The organism is Ignavibacteria bacterium (assembly GCA_013177855.1).
In the GTDB taxonomy this organism is placed as follows: domain Bacteria; phylum Bacteroidota; class Ignavibacteria; order Ch128b; family Ch128b; genus Ch128b.
Genome location: JABLYA010000001.1, coordinates 722,754 through 740,285, shown reverse-complemented (window position 1 = coordinate 740,285; position 17,532 = coordinate 722,754). Strand labels below are relative to the sequence as shown.

The following is a 17,532-nucleotide window of genomic DNA, read 5'->3' as shown; positions in this document are numbered from 1 at the left end:
TATGAAAGTTTATGCAGTAATAATGGCAGGTGGAGTTGGTTCAAGGTTTTGGCCCAGAAGCCGCGAAAAAATGCCTAAACAACTTTTAAGAATTTTTGATGAAAACACAATGATTCAAAACACGGTAAAAAGGATTAATAAAGTCATTCCACTTGAAAATACTTTTATTGTGACGAACAAAATCCAAAAAGAAGAGATTAAGAAACAATTACCACAAATACCGCATGACAATATTATAATAGAACCATTCGGCCGCAACACGGCAGCATGTATTGGTCTTGCATCTGTAATTATTCATAGTTTTAATCCGGATGCGGTTACAGTTGTTCTACCCGCCGATCACATAATTAGAGATGAAGATGCCTTCGTTCAAATAATCAAAAAAGCAATCTACTTTTCTTATCATTCAAAAGGATTGGTTACAATTGGAATTCAACCAACGAGACCCGAAACTGGTTATGGATATATTCAAAGAGATGAGAAAGAAATTGAAGAAAATATTTTTAGAGTGAAAACATTCGCTGAAAAGCCGAATTACCAGACAGCAGAAAGATTTCTTGAAAGTGGTGACTTCTTGTGGAACTCTGGAATGTTTATCTGGCGTGTAGATGTTATTCTTGAAGAATTCAAAAAACATATGCCAGACCTTTATGAAGGATTAGAAAAGCTGCAAAAGCATCTCTTGAAAGATGATTTTCAAAAACAGGTTGAGCTTGTTTATGGTATGTTAAGAAGTATTTCAATTGATTATGGAGTGATGGAAAAATCAGATCGGGTTTATGTGATAAGAAGCACTTTTGGCTGGAGCGATGTTGGCAGTTGGGAAGAAGTTTATCAGTTAAGTCATAAAGATGAAAATGGAAATTCTCTGCACGGTAAGTGCTTTGTTGATGATGTAAAGAATTCTTATGTCTATTCAGAAAATAATTTTACAGCAGTTTTAGGACTTGAGCATGTTATTGTCATCAATACTGATGATGCGGTTTTAGTTGCAAATAGAACTCACTCGCAGGATGTGAAAAAAGTTGTAGATTATTTGAAAATGAAAAAAATGAATGACTACTTATGAAAAAACTAATTACCGAAGCTGATGTTTTAAAACTGGTTCGACAGGGTTTGAAGGAACTTTACATTGATGAAAACACAATTCTTACTCCATCGGCTAAAGATGTAATAATTAGAGAAAAGATTGAATTAAGAAATATTCAACTTAAACAATTGAGTTCAGATTCATCGGCTTCAAAAAATTTAGTTAAAACAATTGCAATTGGTTCTGATCATACTGGATTTAAGGTAAAAAAAGAGCTAATTAATTTTTTAAGTTCTCAAGGTTTTCAAGTAATTGATGTTGGAACGAACTCCGAGCAGTCCTGCGATTATCCCGATTTTGCTTACGCAGTTGCTTTCGCTGTTAAAAACAATCAAGCTGAAAGAGGAATAGTGATTGATGCAACTGGAATTCCTTCTGCAATGGTTGCAAATAAAGTGAAGGGGATTCGTGCTGCTGTTGGTTATAATGAATATGCAATTAAAAGTTCAAGAGAACATAACAATTCTAATGTTCTGAGTTTAGGTGCCCGCGTATTTGATGTTGAAATTCTAAAATCCTTCATTTCCCTCTGGCTTCAAACAGACTTTGAAGGTGGGCGGCATCAAAAACGTCTTGATAAAATTACTGACATTGAAAATCGAAACTCCTGAAAATTAATTTCAAAATATTATGATGTTTCAAACATTAGCCAAAGTAGTCGAAAAGAGAATTTTAACTGATCAAATTATACTTGTCACTCTTAGATCTGAAGAATTAACTAACAATGTAAAACCAGGCCAATTTGTCAATGTAAGAGTATCTGAAACCTGCTATCCATATTTAAGAAGACCATTTTCTTATTGCGATGTGGAAAGAGATACTTTTAAATTGATGTTCACAATTTACGGTCAAGGAACCAAAATGTTAGCAAATGCTTCGATAGGTTCAAAATTTGATGTGATTGGTCCACTTGGTAATGGTTTTAATTTAGATGATGATTTTGAAAATGCAATTTTTGTTGGTGGTGGACTTGGAATTGCACCATTCCCGTTTTTTACAAGAGTTCTTAAAAATAAGAAGAATATTTACACTTACATCGGTGCAAGAACAAAAGAGTTTGTTGTGACTTATGGACTTCAAAATTATAAGATCGCAACAGATGATGGCTCAATTGGATTTAATGGAAATGTAGTTGAATTGCTTAAAAATGATTTAGATAAAAAATTTTTCAACGGGAAGATTAAAATTTTTGGATGTGGTCCTACCCCAATGCTAAGAGCGCTAAAGCAATTGAGCGAAGAGTATGATTTGATTTGTGAAGTCTCAACAGAAGAAGCTATGGCTTGCGGTTTTGGAATCTGTCAGGGTTGTCCTATTGAATTATCTGATTCGTCAGGATTTAAACTCGTTTGCAAAGACGGTCCAGTTTTTAATGTAAAAGAAATTAAATTATGAGTGAAATAAATCTTAAAGTTAAAATCGGAAATCTTGAATTAAAGAATCCAGTTCTTGTTGCCAGCGGCACATTTGGTTACGGAATTGAATCAGCTGATTTCCTTGATTTGAATCAGCTCGGAGGAATTATAACAAAATCATTAAGTCTGAAACCAAGAAAAGGAAATCCTCCGAAAAGAATCGCCGAGACACCTGCTGGAATGTTGAACGCAATTGGCTTAGCAAATATAGGTGTTGAAAAATTTATTGAAGAAAAACTTCCGTTATTAACGAAACTCAATACAAAAATAATTGTGAATATTGCAGCAAGTTCTGTAGAAGAATATGTTGAATGTGTCAGAATTCTTGATAAAGAAGAAATTGATGCTTTTGAAATAAATGTTTCCTGCCCAAATGTAAAGGAAGGTGGATTAGAATTTGGAAGAAGCCTTTCAAAAGTTGGTGAAATTACAGGGAAAGTCGTTGCATCAACTAATAAACCAGTAATTATCAAACTTACTCCAAATGTAACTTTTATCAGCGAGTTTGCAAAAGTCGCGAAAGAAGAAGGCGCAACTGCAGTTTCTGCAATTAATACATTTGTAGGAATGGCTGTAAATGTTTTTACAAGAAAACCAAAATTAAGTCATATTACAGGTGGGCTTTCTGGGCCAGCAATCAGGCCACTCGCACTTGCTAAAGTTTTTGAGATCGTTCAAAATGTTGATATTCCAGTTATCGGAATTGGCGGAATTACAAATTCTGAAGATGCTCTTGAGTTTTTAATTACTGGTGCTAAAGCAGTTCAAATTGGAACTCACAATTTTGTTGATCCTTCTGCTCCAATCAAAATTATCAAAGGGATTGAAGATTATCTTAGAAATTTTAATTTCAAAGATGTTAATGAAGTCATCGGATCGCTTCAGTTAAGTTAAGATGAATTACAAACAATCACTTGAATATCTATATTCACTGCAAAAAACTGGAATTAAACTTGGACTAGAAAACACCTATCGATTACTTGAATTGTTAGGTAATCCACAAAATGACTTCAAGTCAATTCATATTGCAGGTACAAATGGCAAAGGTTCAACTTCCAGTTTTATTGCATCTATTTTATCGGAAATGAATTTTAGTGTTGGACTTTACACTTCACCGCATCTGGTTCGTTTTAATGAAAGAATAAAAGTTAACAGCAATGAGATTGAAGATAATTATCTTGTTGAAATGGTGAATTATCTTAAACCTGATATTGAAAAAATCAAACCCACTTTTTTTGAAGTCACAACCGCACTTGCATTTAAATATTTTTCTGATAAAAAAGTTGATTTCGCTGTTGTTGAAACAGGACTTGGCGGACGGCTTGACTCAACCAATGTTTTGTTACCTGAAATATCAGTCATTACAAAAATTGGATATGATCATAAGGAATTTCTTGGAGATACAATCGAAGACATTGCTAGAGAGAAAGCTGGAATAATTAAAGAAGGTGTGCCAGTCATTGTCTCGCAAAATGAAGAAAAAGTGAAAAATATTTTTAAGGAATTTGCAGTCAAAAAAAATGCAGAAATAATTTTTGCAGATGAAAATTATCTTCACTCGAACTTGCAACAATCAATTGAGAAATTAGAAGTAAAAATATTTTCCCAAAAAACTAGCAATGAATACTTAATTAACTCACCGATGATTGGAGATTTTCAGATTGAAAATTTAAAAACTTCCATAGCAGCGATTGAAAGGTTATTCATTGGAAAGGAAATTAAAGAAGCAGTATTAAATGGAATTAAAAATTTAAAATTCAAACTGCGAGGAAGATTTGAAGTTTTAGACACAAAACCGCAAATTATACTTGATACAAGTCACAATTCAGATGCGATTAGAAATTTCCTCTCAAGTTTAAATAAGCTTTTAAGCAGCCGAAAGGTCGCAATTTTTGGAATTATGAGAGATAAAGAAATTGACGATGTGATTGAATTGATTGAAAGCTCATTTGATAAAATTTTTATATGTCAGGCAAAAACTGAAAGATCAATGAAAGCCGTTGAACTTGCAGAGAAATTCAAACATTCAAATGTTGAAATCTTCACTTCAGTTGGAGAAGCACTTAACAAAGCAATTAATAAAATTCCTCAAGATCAAACAATTGTAATCTTTGGATCAAACTTTATAGTAGGAGAAGCGATTGAATTTCTTGAAAGAAAAAATTAATAAACATCTTGACATTAAAAGACATTTCACTAATTTTGCATATAGATTTTCCACATTAACCCACAAGAAAGTTTTCAAACAATTTGATTTATCAATATTCCTCAAATGGTATGTTGTTTCTTTCCAATAGTTTTAAGTATAAACAAATTAAAGGTAAATAAATATGGCAATGGATATTTCCGAACTTAAGAGTAAAAAGATTGTTGAGTTAAATAAAATTGCAAAAGAGCTCGAAATTGAAAATTACTCTGACTTAAGAAAACAGGATTTAATATTTAAGATCCTTGAGAAGCAAGCAGAAAAAGAAGGTTATTCATTCAGCTCTGGTGTGCTTGAAGTTTTACCCGATGGATATGGTTTCTTGCGTTCACCAGATTACAATTACCTGCCTTCACCTGATGATATTTATGTTTCTCCTTCGCAGATCAAAAAATTCAATCTAAGGACAGGCGATACAGTTGCAGGTCAGGTAAGACCACCGAAAAATGGAGAGCGTTTCTTTGCATTACTTAAGGTTACTTCTGTCAATGGCGAAGAACCAGAAAAAGTAATGCAAAGAAGATTGTTTGATAATCTTACCCCTCTTTATCCTGAAAGGAAAATCCAGCTTGAAACTGTTCCAGGTGAATATTCAATGCGAGTGCTTGATTTACTTGCACCCATTGGATTTGGTCAGCGTGGTCTAATTGTTTCGCCGCCTAAGAGTGGTAAGACAATCTTGCTCCAAAAAATTGCCAATTCAATTACTCGTAATCATCCTGATGTGAAATTAATTGTTCTTTTGATAGATGAAAGACCCGAAGAAGTTACCGACTGGAAACGAACAGTTAAAGCAGAAGTCATTTCTTCTACATTTGATGAACCTGCAGAAAGACACGTTCAGGTTTCTGATATTGTTATTGAAAAAGCTAAAAGATTAGTTGAAATGGGCAATGATGTGGTCATCCTGCTTGATAGTATCACAAGACTTGCTCGAGCAAATAATACGGTTATTCCACACTCGGGAAAAATTCTTTCTGGTGGTGTTGATGCTTATGCACTTCACAAACCAAAGAGATTCTTTGGTGCCGCAAGAAATACTGAAGAAGGTGGAAGTCTTACTATAATTGCGACCGCTTTGATTGATACAGGAAGTCGTATGGATGAAGTTATCTTCGAAGAATTTAAAGGTACTGGTAATATGGAAATTGTTCTCGATAGAAATCTCGCCGATAGAAGAATCTTCCCAGCAATTGATGTTAATCGTTCTGGAACTCGAAAAGAAGAATTGCTTATCAAAGAAGAAACTCTTTATAGAATCTGGCTGCTCAGAAAAATCCTTAGTGATCTAACTCCTGTTGAAGCTATGGAATTCTTGCTCGATAAGATGAGAGGAACGAAAAACAACAAAGAATTTCTTGAATCAATGAATAGTTAAAATTGAAAGTCAAAACTTTACTACTCTTTATAACTCTGAATAGTTTAATTTTTGGTCAGGATTTAACTACTTACCCCTGGCCTCTTTCTCCAACAAATCAATCAAAATTAATTTCAGGAACATTCTGTGAATACCGAAGCACTTCAGCTTCCGGTCACTATCACAATGCTGTTGATATTCCTGCACCAGCAGGAACTCCGGTTTTAGCTGTTTTGCCAGGAACAGTAATCACTGCTTATTCAGGTGATCCGACAGGTTATGATAATTATATTCGAGTAAGAAGTGTAATTGATGGTAAAAACAAAGACATAACTTACTATCACACAAATCCAGTTAAGTCTGTTGGACAAACTGTAAATGTTGGTGATGTTATCTCAACAATAGCAATAGATCATGTTCATCTCATTGAATATTATCTTGGCAATACTTCAGTTGAAGTAAATCCAATTCGTCCCGATGGTGGATTAACACCTCTTATCGATATCTGGAAACCATCAATTCGAAGTGTTAGATTTTTTGTTGATGGAACTTCAACACAGCTTTCGCCAAATTATATTGGTGGTAAGGTTGACATTATTGTTCATATTCAAGAAGCAAATTGGAGCGGTTCTGGTTCTGGAACAAACAATGGAAGTTATGCAATTGGTTATAAAATTTTATCGGCAGATACACAAACCGTAGTTTACAATCCACCAAGTAATTCGCTTCGTTATCGTTATTATGTAAAACCATTAAATGATTATGTGAATTATAATTATTATCAGCCAGAGGCAACTACATCAAATCATGTTTACATCATTACAAATGGAAACGGAGCTGATGATGTCCATCAAACTCGTAGAATATTAAATAATTATTGGGATGCAGATCTACTACCTGATGGTAATTATATCGTAATGGTTTATACTTATGATACTCGAGGTAATGCTGATACTGTTTATATTCCTATTTATAAAACTAGCGTTGATTTGATTCCACCTTCTCAAACAAACTTAAAAGCAATCGTTTCTGACACGACTAACAAAATCACCCTTGAGTGGGAAGAAAATCCAACTCCTGATTTGAAAGGACATAGAATTTATTTTTCTTTTAATAACTCAAGCTGGACTTTAAGAGAAAATGAAAATGTCATAACTGCTGTAATGACTTCACGAACTTACGACTATACGATGAATAAAGCCATCTACTTTAAAATTAATCCAGTTGACAACTCTCCAAACGCAAATGTAGGAATTCAAAGTGATGTTTATGGAATTAGAATAAACTCAGGAAGACCAAAAATTTTGATCGTCGATGGATTTACAAGAACATCGGGAAGTTATAAACAACCTTACCACGATTTTGCTTTTTACTATGGTTCAAGTTTCGATTCAGATTTCGAGACTGCGTCAGCTAAAACTGTTGAAAGTGGTTTAATCGATTTAATGAAATACGATGCAGTTATCTGGTTCACTGGCGATGAGTCAATTGCTGATGAGACCTTTAATTCAAATGAACAGAATATTATCAAAAATTACTTGAGGAATGGTGGAAAACTTTTTGTTACAGGTTCCGAAATCGGTTACGATTTATTTGAAAATGGTTCAACTTCGGATCGTGATTTTTATACAAATTATCTAAGGGCGAATTATGTAACTGATAATTCAGGTAGTTTGACAGTTTATGGTGATTCAAATTCTGTCTTTGCTGGATTGAATTTCAATTATGGACTAGTTTCTTATGGATCACCATATAATGAAGATTATCCAGATGCAATTGACACAATCAATGGAAGTCAAGTTTTATTGAGATATGCAAATAATAAAATAGCAGGAATTGGTTATAAAGGCTTAGTTCCTCAAGGCATAAAAGTTTGTAATCTCGTCTATATTGGTTTCCCGTTTGAGACAATTATAGGAGAACAAAATAGAAGAAATTTAATGACTGCAGTTCTAAATTATTTTGGTTTTACAACTTCTGTAGAAGAAATAAAAATTCAAGAGAAAGATTTTCATCTCTTTCAAAACTTTCCAAATCCTTTTAATTCAAGAACAAAAATTAGATTTTACCTTAAAGAAAATGCCAATATAACAATTCAAGTTTATGATTTAATTGGAAGACTAGTTGAGACAATAGAAAATAAAAATTTTACCTCGGGTTTGCATGAAATTGATTGGGATGCATCTAATTTGAGTTCTGGTATTTATTACATTAATTTAAAATCAAATGCTGATAATAAATTCATTAAAGCGGTTTTGATAAAATGAAAATATTCAGATTGCTCGCCATCATTTTATTTTTTGTAATTGATTCGTTATCTGCCCAAAAAATAGAAAGGTTTGCAGCTGGTTCTGAAAGATTTGAAAATAGAGATTTCGATGAAAGATTTTTTTATTCTGTTTGGATAAATCCAGTTCAATTTGACAATAATTTGATACTTAATTATAAAATTAGATATGATTTTCTGTTGTTTGAAAAAGCTTTGGGAGATACCTTCAAAGCTCAGGTGAAGGTTATTCTGGAATTGTCAGCCTCTGATCTTTTGAGTCCAATTAGAAACATTGATGAAGTCGTAATAAAAAGCACAGATTTCAATCAAACAATTTCAAAAGAAATTTATTATACAAGTAATTTTTCGCTCAATGTCCCAAATAAAAAATTTAAAGCTACTTTAATTCTATTTGATGAAATTAGAAATAAAGAAATTGCCAATAAGAACTTTAGCCTTGATTTAAGTGAATCTTCAAATTTTGAACCTGTCTTCATTAAAGGAAGTGATCTTGATTTGCTGAATTCGGATGAAATAAAAAATAGATTTTACAATTTTATTCCTTTCGGATCAGATAAATACGTACTTGTATTGCCTGATACAGACGACTTTTCAGAAATAGAAATAAAAGATAATTATGTTGATTATAAGATCTCAGAAAAAATAAATACAGGATATCGTTATTCAATTTTTCCAATTGATACCCTCGATCTAATAGAAGGTGAATATGATTTAAAAAACTCACAGGCAACAAAATCAAAAAAGATTTTTGTTCGATGGATTGGAAAACCAGAATATTTAAAAAATCCTGAAAAAGCTTTCAGGATAATGAAGTATTTATTTGAAAATGATAATATTGAAAAGGAATTACTTGACGGCAAGGATAGAGTCAGAAAGTTTTATTCAATCTGGAAGAAATTCGATCCTACACCAAATACTCCATTTAATGAACTACTGGCTGAATTTTACAGACGAGCTGATTATGCATCGTTTGAATTTAAGTCAGTATCGCAGCCCGATGGTGCTTTAACAGATCGAGGGAAAATTTACATTATCTATGGTAAACCAGATTCAATCGAAAGAAATTTTTCAAAAGACGGCAGAGCTTTAGAAATCTGGACTTATAATTCAAATCGTAATTTAAAGTTTACATTCTTTGATGAAAACAAAAACGGAAATTACATTTTACAACAATGATTAAAATAGGAATAACCTGCGGGGATATTAACGGAATTGGTCCTGAGATTACAATTAAAGCAATTAAAAATCTTCGAGGGGATTATAAATTTTATCTCATTGGACCAAAAAATATTTTTCTCAATTTGATCTCTAAATTAAAGTTAGAAGACTATTCAAATATTGAATTTGTTGATTTGGGGAAATATTCACAGAATTTAGGCTCACCCACGGTAATGTCTGGCAAGCTTTCTTTGAAAGCGATTTACGAAAGTCTAAAATTGTGGGATGAAAAAATTATCGATGTTGTTGTAACCGCTCCGATTTCAAAAGAAGCAATATCAAAAGCAGGCTCAAATTTTCCGGGACATACGGAGATTTATGCGAGTCATTTCAAAACAAAAAATTTTGTAATGATGTTTTTATCTAATTCTTTTTATGCAGGACTTGCAACCATTCACATTCCAATAAAAGATGTCCCAAGAGTCTTAAATCTTGAACTTCTCGAAAACAAAATTTCAATTGTAAGAAAAACTCTGATCCAGGATTTCAATATAAGAAGTCCCAAAATTGCTGTGCTTGGTTTAAATCCACATGCAGGTGAGTCTGATTTAATCGGAACTGAAGAAACTCAAATAATTGAACCGGCAATTATAAAATTAAGTGGAAATAAATTCGGAATTTATGGACCATTTTCATCCGATGGATTCTTTGGCAGAAAAGAATACAAAAATTATGATTGCGTCTTTGGAATGTATCATGATCAAGTTTTGATCCCGTTTAAATTATTGAATTTTAATAATGGTGTTAATTTTACTGCTGGATTGCCAATCATAAGAACTAGCCCAGACCATGGAACTGCTTTCAATCTTGCCGGCAAAAATCTTGCTGACCATCGAAGTATGCTCGAGGCAATTAAGTTCGCAATTAAAATCTTTAAGACAAGGAATAAGATAAAATGATTCTTTCTTTCGAGGATGTTTATTTTGATTATAATGGTCATACAATCTTAAATGGTGCTTCTTTTCTAATGGATACTGGCGAGTTTTTGTATTTAATTGGACCAAGTGGCTCAGGCAAAACTACAGTATTAAAATTAATTTACATGGATTTAAAACCTAAGAAAGGTGCAGTTGCCATTGGCGAATTTAATTCGCTCTTTATGAAAGAAAGATATATTCCAATGTTAAGGCGAAAACTTGGTATTATTTTTCAGGATTTTCGTTTACTGAACGATAGAACCATCGAAGAAAATCTTGCTTTTGTTCTCCATTCTGTTAATTCACCAAAAAGAGAAGTGAAGAGAAAAATTTTTAATGCATTATCACTTGTCGGTTTAAGTCATCGAAGAAATTCATATCCATCAGAACTTTCTGGAGGGGAACAGCAAAGAGTCGTAATTGCTCGCGCCATTATTAATGATCCAATCTTAATTCTTGCAGATGAACCAACTGGAAATCTCGATCCGGATACTTCAAGACAAATTATGGAAATATTGAGGGATATAAATGCAAGAGGGACTGCTGTTCTGGTCGCGACACATAACTATGAGCTTGTTAAGAAATTTCCTGCTCGCGTCTTAAAACTTCAAAATGAAAAATTCTTGCCCGTTCAAATTAATGAACTTTAATCTTTTCCAATCTTTCTAAAATTGAATTCGTTATTTGTTCAATTTCACCAAAACCATCAATTGAGATAAAACAAGCGTTGTTTTCTTTATAATAATTTTTAACAGGAAGAGTTAATTCTTTATAAACTTTTATTCGTTTTCTGATTACATCTTCTTTATCATCATCCCTTTGATAAATGGTTCCAACTGCGCCGCAATTTGGACAAACATTATCTAATTTATCGTAAAGGAGATTGAAAAGAGATCCACAATTTCTACATTGTCTTCGGTTTGTAACTCGTTTAATTATTTCTTCTTCATCAATATTAAAATCCAGAATCACTACATCATTGATATTCATTTCCTTAAAAAGTTTATCAAGAGCTTTTGCTTGATCGACAGTTCTTGGAAAGCCATCTAAGATAAAACCATTTTTGCACTTAATTGAGGTTAGAGTTTCCTTTACAATTCCAATCATTATTTCATCTGGAACAAGCTGCCCGGCTTCCATTATAGATTTAGCTTTTAGTCCCAATTCTGTTTGGTTTGCAACAGCATCACGAAGCATATCACCAGTTGAGATGTGAGGAATTTTAAATTTTTCTGATAAAATTTTAGCCTGTGTTCCTTTCCCTGCTCCAGGTGGACCAAAAAGAATTAAGTGCATATTTACTCCATTAATAAAACTTTTTTTGCAATATAAAAAAAGGATGAGATATATCTTTTTGAGTTTTTAATGATTATTTGAGAATATATGTAATGATGAAGTCGTGATTATAATAACGAGATAAATAACCAATAAAAGATGCTTCCCTTATTTTCAACAATAATTAAAATTTGATCATTTGATCTGACCACTTAATTTTAATTAATCTTTTTTCTAAATTGCATCACAAAATTTTGATATTGGCGCGTTCGTCTAGTGGTTTAGGACGCCGCCCTCTCAAGGCGGAGATCGCGGGTTCGAATCCCGCACGCGCTACTAAATTCAAAGAGTTACTCGTTAATCTTTAAACTTCTTTCTTTTAAATGAGCTCATATTTCGACGAAAAAAGAAACAAAGAAATTTTAGACCGCTTCAGAAAACATTACCCCGATGCTAAAATAAAACTCAAATTTAAAACCCCTTTTGAACTCCTAATTGCAACTATTCTTAGCGCTCAATGCACTGATGATCGAGTTAATATTGTTACCGAAACTCTTTTCAAAAAATATAAAAAGCCCGAAGATTATTTAAGAGTATCAAATGAGGAACTTGAAAAAGATATTTTTTCCACAGGATTTTATAAACAAAAGGCAAAAGCAATTAAAGCTTGCTGTCAGGTCTTAGTGGAAAAATATAAAGGTAAAATTCCAACAAATATTGATGAGTTAACACAAATACCTGGCATTGGTAGAAAAACTGCATCCGTAGTTCTTGGTAATGCCTTCGGCATTCCTGCAATTGCAGTAGATACACATGTAAAAAGATTATCAAATATTTTTCATTTCGTTAAAGAAGAAAATCCAGATAAGATAGAAGAACAATTAAAAAAAATAATTCCTGAAAATGAATGGGTTGTAACCTGTCATAGAATTGCAACTCACGGAAGATTAATTTGCCAGGCTAAAAAACCAAAATGTGAGATCTGTTTTTTGAACGACATCTGTCCTTCTGCATTCAAAACAAATAAACGGAAATCGAAATGACAAGAGAAGAAGCAGTTCAACTACTTTTCGAATACACAAAAAGCGATGCTTTAAGAAAACATGCTTTTGCTGTTGAGTCCTGTATGATAGCATATGCAGAAAAATTTGGTGAAGATGTGAATGAATATAGTGTGACGGGAATTTTACATGACTTTGATTACGAAATGTATCCAAATGCACCTGATCATCCATTAAAAGGAAGTGAAATTTTAAGACAAAAAGGTGTTGATGAAAAAATTATTAAAGCAATTCTTGGCCATGCATCTTACACTAATGTTGAAAGGGATACACTGCTTGCAAAAACACTTTTTGCCTGTGATGAATTAGCCGGATTTATTACAGCCGTAACTTATGTAAGACCAAACAAAACTATTGATGAGGTTGAAGTTAAATCGGTCACTAAAAAATTAAAAGACAAAGCCTTCGCAAGGAATGTTAGCAGAGAAGATATTTATAAAGGTGCTGAAGAACTTGGAGTTCCACTCGAAGAACATATTGCCTTTTGTATTGAGGCTATGAAAAAAAGAAAAGATTTACTTGGACTTTAACTTGACAAGTGTTTTTTATATCAGTTATATTTGCAACAAAAAGAAGGAGTTGACTATATAGATTTCTTTACAATTTAATTTACTAAGGAGAACAAAATGAAAAATTGTAAAGGAATCTATATAGGTTTACCGAGTATTTATTCACAAATAAACACTCGGTTTTTTATTATGAAAAAATTCTTTGCAATTTTTATTTCATTTATTTTTTATGCGAGCTTCATCAATGCTCAGGATCTTAATTTAATCTTTTCGACAGATAAGGGATTAACTTTCGAGTTTATACCCAAATATCTCTCTGAAAATCATTATCGTGATGATTTAAACAGAATACTACCACTTTTCGAAGATGCATCAGCTCCTGAGTTTATTAATGTTGGTTCACCAGATTATCGATATAAAAATATTCCAATTGCCCTGCCTTCAATGGCTGGAAATACTTTTACAATTTTAGATGTTGAATTCGAAGATATACAGGGAGTAACTCTAAAACCTGTTCCGACATTAATTAGAGAAAATGGAATTTTAATCCCAGAATATTCTGACTTAATTTCTGAAAATATTAAAAGCCAGGAATTTGAGTTAGTAAAATGGGGAGAAATTGGGATCGTTCGTGATTTAATTGTTGGAAATCTCAGAGTTTATCCTTATCAACAGATTGGTTCCAATACAGTAAGAATTTATAAGAAAATTAAGATCCAGATTAATTTCGGAACACCTATAGTTTCATTCAAAATCCGCGATAATGATGATATTGTTTATCGAGGGATAATTAATGAAAATCAGGCGAAGAACTGGGTTTATCATTCAAAAGACTTTTCGATGCAGAAAGTCACAAATAGCAGATTGAGTAATGGTAATTGGTATAGAATTAAAATTACAGAAGAGGGTATTTATAAACTCGATTATAATTTTCTTAAATCAAAAGGAATTGATTTAGCGAATGTTGATCCAAGAACAATTCAAATTTTTGGAAATGGTGGAAAAACTTTAAGTGAAAATCCTGAAGATTATTTAAATGTTGATTTGATTGAAAATGCAATTTTAGTTGTTGGTGAAGAAGATGGAAAATTTGATCCATCCGATTACATAATTTTCTACGCACCATCAGTCAAAGGCTGGGAATATAAATCAAGTTCAAAAACGATTGGGCATTACTTTCATTATTATAGTGATGTGAATTATGTGTGGTTGACATTCGGCAATGCAATTGGTAAACGAATGTCGAGTAAAGTTTCGGTTTCTAATAATCCTGACTCTATCGTAACAACAACTACGGGTTATATTCTGTATCGTGAATTCAAAAAAAATCTTGCCGGGACAGGCAGAAGATGGTTTGGTGATGAATTTAATGATAGAACTAAATCAAGGGTTTATGTAAATCGATTGCCTGGATTGGTACCTGATAAAACTATTACCTATCGAATAGGTGTAGTTGCAAGATCCGATAGAGTCACAACATTTTTTGTTGATGAAGGGAACGATAGAATCGGTTCAATTTCAATGAACCCAGTAAATCTTGCAGATGGTATTGGACTTTATGCTTACTCAAATTTTGGTGTTTTCACACACTCATCAAATTTGTCTGACTCAAGGAGTGTCTTAAAGTTAACATATAATGTAACTGATGCAATCTCTTCAGGTTATATTGATTATTTTGAAATTCTTTATCCAAGATACTTATCAGCTGAAAGTGATAGGATAAGTTTCTTCTCACCGCTGAAGTCTGGAGTTTATGAATATTTGGTGAGCAATTTTTCCAATAGTGATATAAAAGTTTTTGATGTTTCAAAATTTAACGATGTCAAGTTGATTTCAAATGCAGAAATAAGCGGGATGCAGATAAAGTTTAGAGCAATTGAGGATGGAAATTCTCCTTCAAAATATTTTGCTGTTGGTCAAAATGGTTATCTACTTCCATCTGAAATAATTAAAATAGCAAATCAAAATTTAAGGGGAATTAATCCAGGCGGAGAATTAATCATAATTTCACCAAAAGAATTTTTAGCTGAAGCAAACCGATTGAAGTCTCACAAAGAATCAAGATCGAAGAAACCATTGTCAACAGTCGTTGTCAATGTCGAAGAGATTTACAACGAATTCAGTGGTGGATTACTCGATGTCTCAGCAATAAGAAATTTTATCAAACATGCTTATACATTCTGGACAATCAAACCAAAATATGTTTTGCTTTTTGGTGATGGAAATTATGATTACAGAAACATAGAAGGTTATGGTAAAAACTTTATTCCAGTTTATGAGACGGAAGAAAGCTTATTCTTGCTTTATAGTTATCCAACAGATGATTTCTTCGGCAGAGTTGTAGGCAATGATTTATTTGTTGATATAGCTGTTGGAAGAATTCATATCCAGTCAATTGAAGAAGCAAAAGCTGCTGTTGATAAAATAATTCGCTATGAGAATAATAAGGATTTTGGTCTTTGGAGAAATTTAATAACCTTAGTTGCTGATGATGGTAAAACTACAAAAGGTGATGATGGACATATACACACCAATCAATCAGAAATTCTTGCCAAAGAAACTATTCCTCCAGCATTTGAAACAAAGAAAATATATTTGATTCAATATCCAACTGTGGAAACAGCTGGAGGAAGAAGAAAGCCTGATGTCAATCGAGAAATTATAAATACTTTTAATGATGGAACTCTTGTAATTAATTTCATTGGGCATGGAAATCCAGAAGTCTGGACTCACGAATATGTATTTGAAAAAACTGTGACAGTTCCACAATTAAAAAATGCAAACAGACTTCCGTTCCTTTCGGCGGCAACCTGCGATTTTGGTGATTATGATAAACCCGCCAATCAGAGTTCGATGGAACTACTTCTGACAAAAGCTGACGGTGGAATCATATCAGGATTTACTGCATCTCGAGCTGTATGGTCGAGCGAGAATGCAGCTATCAATTACGCTCTTTTCCAAGCTTTGTTTTCGTATCGCAGAACAAACTCAACTCAACCTTCAATTGGTGAAGCATATTTTCAAGTTAAGCGATTTAAAGTTTCTGATAACGATCAAAAATATAATCTATTTGGTGATCCCAGCCTCTATTTGCTTGCACCGAGCGATCTCGGTTTAGTTGATTCAATTAACAATTCTTCTACATCAGGTATTGTAGAGATTAAGGCTTTGAATAGAGCCTCGATCACGGGGACTATCAGAAATTCAGATGGAACCATTAATTCAAATTTCAATGGCGAAGCTCTTGTTACTGTTTATGATTCAAAGAGATATCAAGAAGTGCCAGAATGGCCAGGCTGGACAGGTCCAGGGAAGGGCATAGAATTATCTGGTGGAATAATTTATAAAGGTAGAGTTTCAATAAAGAATGGAATTTTTAGAACTGAATTTGTTGTACCAAAAGATCTTTCTTATGAAGGCAATAATGGAAAAGTCTCTGTGTATTTCTTTAATAACAGTACAGATGGTATTGCTTACACTGAAAATATCAAAGTTGTATCTGCTGACAGCGTTACTATTACTGATGTAAAAGGTCCTGATATTAAAATTTATTTTGATAATGATCTTTCATTTGGAGCGACTTTAGTTTCTCGGTCGCCATTACTAATTGTTAAACTTGAAGATGAGACAGGCATCAACACAACTGGCTTAGGCATTGGTCATAATATTGAAGCTGTAATTAATGATAACGAAACCAATTCAATTAAATTAAATGAATATTTTCAGGGTGATCTGGATGCTGGAAATCAGAAAGGTGAAGTTCGCTATCGTTTGAGTGATTTACCTCTTGGGAAGAATAAAATTAGAGTTTCAGCTTGGGATGTTTTCAACAACAAAAATGAAACAGAAATGTTTTTTGAAGTCGTTGGTGATAATCAACTCATAATTAAAAATGTTTACAACTATCCGAATCCAGTAAATAATTCGACATATTTCACATTCCAGCATAGTTATGATCAACCTGTTAATGTAACGATCAAAATTTATTCAGTAAGCGGCAGGCTTATTCATAAAATTGAAAAACAAAATGTCTTAGAAAAGTTTGTAAAAGTTTACTGGGATGGTAAAGATGCTGAAGGAGACTATCTCGGTAATGGCGTATATTTGTATAAAATAATCATTAATTCGCTCGACAATACAAAAAGCAGCGAAGCCTTAGGTAAATTAGCAATAATGAGATAACTCGGAGGAACA

At 32.8% G+C, this 17,532-nt stretch carries 14 protein-coding genes and 1 tRNA gene; 14 read left to right on the top strand and 1 reads right to left on the bottom strand.

Annotation, left to right across the window (positions count from 1 at the left end):
- Position 1 precedes the first annotated feature (1 nt).
- The 10 genes from HPY57_03155 to HPY57_03110 all read left to right on the top strand — a co-directional run bounded on the left by HPY57_03155 (position 2) and on the right by HPY57_03110 (position 11,143).
- The gene (locus HPY57_03155; GenBank protein NPV10767.1) at positions 2-1,069 is read left to right on the top strand and encodes a mannose-1-phosphate guanylyltransferase; all 1,068 of its coding nucleotides are present in this window, start codon (positions 2-4) and stop codon (positions 1,067-1,069) included.
- Positions 1,066-1,701, top strand: coding sequence for a ribose 5-phosphate isomerase B (rpiB, locus tag HPY57_03150; protein NPV10766.1), 636 nt, complete (start codon positions 1,066-1,068; stop codon positions 1,699-1,701). Before HPY57_03155 ends, rpiB begins: the two co-directional genes overlap by 4 nt.
- Before the next feature lie 22 nt (positions 1,702-1,723).
- A complete protein-coding gene (locus tag HPY57_03145) occupies positions 1,724-2,485 on the top strand; it encodes a dihydroorotate dehydrogenase electron transfer subunit (protein NPV10765.1) in 762 nt (253 codons plus the stop codon).
- Positions 2,486-2,490: 5 nt separating this feature from the next.
- Positions 2,491-3,399: a dihydroorotate dehydrogenase gene (locus HPY57_03140; GenBank protein NPV10764.1), complete on the top strand. Its 909-nt coding sequence runs from the start codon at positions 2,491-2,493 to the stop codon at positions 3,397-3,399.
- 1 nt (position 3,400) lies between these two features.
- Positions 3,401-4,672: a bifunctional folylpolyglutamate synthase/dihydrofolate synthase gene (locus HPY57_03135; protein ID NPV10763.1), complete on the top strand. Its 1,272-nt coding sequence runs from the start codon at positions 3,401-3,403 to the stop codon at positions 4,670-4,672.
- A 169-nt stretch (positions 4,673-4,841) separates the two neighbouring features.
- Complete coding sequence (rho, locus tag HPY57_03130) at positions 4,842-6,089, top strand: transcription termination factor Rho (protein ID NPV10762.1); 1,248 nt, start codon at positions 4,842-4,844, stop codon at positions 6,087-6,089.
- A 2-nt stretch (positions 6,090-6,091) separates the two neighbouring features.
- Positions 6,092-8,335, top strand: coding sequence for a T9SS type A sorting domain-containing protein (locus tag HPY57_03125; protein ID NPV10761.1), 2,244 nt, complete (start codon positions 6,092-6,094; stop codon positions 8,333-8,335).
- Complete coding sequence (locus HPY57_03120; protein ID NPV10760.1) at positions 8,332-9,534, top strand: GWxTD domain-containing protein; 1,203 nt, start codon at positions 8,332-8,334, stop codon at positions 9,532-9,534. The genes HPY57_03125 and HPY57_03120 overlap by 4 nt, the downstream gene beginning before the upstream one ends.
- On the top strand, positions 9,531-10,475 hold the full coding sequence (gene pdxA, locus HPY57_03115; protein NPV10759.1) for a 4-hydroxythreonine-4-phosphate dehydrogenase PdxA: 945 nt from the start codon (positions 9,531-9,533) through the stop codon (positions 10,473-10,475). The genes HPY57_03120 and pdxA overlap by 4 nt, the downstream gene beginning before the upstream one ends.
- Positions 10,472-11,143, top strand: coding sequence for an ATP-binding cassette domain-containing protein (locus HPY57_03110; GenBank protein NPV10758.1), 672 nt, complete (start codon positions 10,472-10,474; stop codon positions 11,141-11,143). The genes pdxA and HPY57_03110 overlap by 4 nt, the downstream gene beginning before the upstream one ends.
- On the opposite strand, the gene HPY57_03105 is transcribed toward HPY57_03110, so the two are convergent.
- Complete coding sequence (locus HPY57_03105; protein ID NPV10757.1) at positions 11,130-11,789, bottom strand: adenylate kinase; 660 nt, start codon at positions 11,787-11,789, stop codon at positions 11,130-11,132. The two genes, HPY57_03110 and HPY57_03105, sit on opposite strands and share 14 nt — an antisense overlap.
- 241 nt (positions 11,790-12,030) lie before the next feature.
- Between HPY57_03105 and HPY57_03100 the strand changes: the two genes are divergently transcribed.
- The 4 genes from HPY57_03100 to porU all read left to right on the top strand — a co-directional run bounded on the left by HPY57_03100 (position 12,031) and on the right by porU (position 17,520).
- Positions 12,031-12,104: transfer RNA gene (locus HPY57_03100), tRNA-Glu, on the top strand.
- A gap of 47 nt (positions 12,105-12,151) precedes the next feature.
- Positions 12,152-12,811 (top strand): endonuclease III, encoded by a 660-nt coding sequence (nth, locus tag HPY57_03095; GenBank protein ID NPV10756.1) that lies wholly within the window; start codon positions 12,152-12,154, stop codon positions 12,809-12,811.
- On the top strand, positions 12,808-13,359 hold the full coding sequence (locus HPY57_03090; protein ID NPV10755.1) for an HDIG domain-containing protein: 552 nt from the start codon (positions 12,808-12,810) through the stop codon (positions 13,357-13,359). The genes nth and HPY57_03090 overlap by 4 nt, the downstream gene beginning before the upstream one ends.
- Before the next feature lie 96 nt (positions 13,360-13,455).
- A complete protein-coding gene (porU, locus tag HPY57_03085) occupies positions 13,456-17,520 on the top strand; it encodes a type IX secretion system sortase PorU (protein NPV10754.1) in 4,065 nt (1,354 codons plus the stop codon).
- Positions 17,521-17,532 lie beyond the last annotated feature (12 nt).

What these genes read in the sequence shown, in the direction of transcription:
- HPY57_03155 (NPV10767.1), top strand. Translation starts at nt 2, where the DNA reads ATGAAAGTTTATGCAGTAATAATGGCAGGTGGAGTTGGTTCAAGGTTT.
- rpiB (NPV10766.1), top strand. Translation starts at nt 1,066, where the DNA reads ATGAAAAAACTAATTACCGAAGCTGATGTTTTAAAACTGGTTCGACAG.
- HPY57_03145 (NPV10765.1), top strand. Translation starts at nt 1,724, where the DNA reads ATGTTTCAAACATTAGCCAAAGTAGTCGAAAAGAGAATTTTAACTGAT.
- HPY57_03135 (NPV10763.1), top strand. Translation starts at nt 3,401, where the DNA reads ATGAATTACAAACAATCACTTGAATATCTATATTCACTGCAAAAAACT.
- rho (NPV10762.1), top strand. Translation starts at nt 4,842, where the DNA reads ATGGATATTTCCGAACTTAAGAGTAAAAAGATTGTTGAGTTAAATAAA.
- HPY57_03120 (NPV10760.1), top strand. Translation starts at nt 8,332, where the DNA reads ATGAAAATATTCAGATTGCTCGCCATCATTTTATTTTTTGTAATTGAT.
- pdxA (NPV10759.1), top strand. Translation starts at nt 9,531, where the DNA reads ATGATTAAAATAGGAATAACCTGCGGGGATATTAACGGAATTGGTCCT.
- HPY57_03110 (NPV10758.1), top strand. Translation starts at nt 10,472, where the DNA reads ATGATTCTTTCTTTCGAGGATGTTTATTTTGATTATAATGGTCATACA.
- HPY57_03105 (NPV10757.1), bottom strand. Translation starts at nt 11,789, where the DNA reads ATGCACTTAATTCTTTTTGGTCCACCTGGAGCAGGGAAAGGAACACAG.
- nth (NPV10756.1), top strand. Translation starts at nt 12,152, where the DNA reads ATGAGCTCATATTTCGACGAAAAAAGAAACAAAGAAATTTTAGACCGC.
- HPY57_03090 (NPV10755.1), top strand. Translation starts at nt 12,808, where the DNA reads ATGACAAGAGAAGAAGCAGTTCAACTACTTTTCGAATACACAAAAAGC.
- porU (NPV10754.1), top strand. Translation starts at nt 13,456, where the DNA reads ATGAAAAATTGTAAAGGAATCTATATAGGTTTACCGAGTATTTATTCA.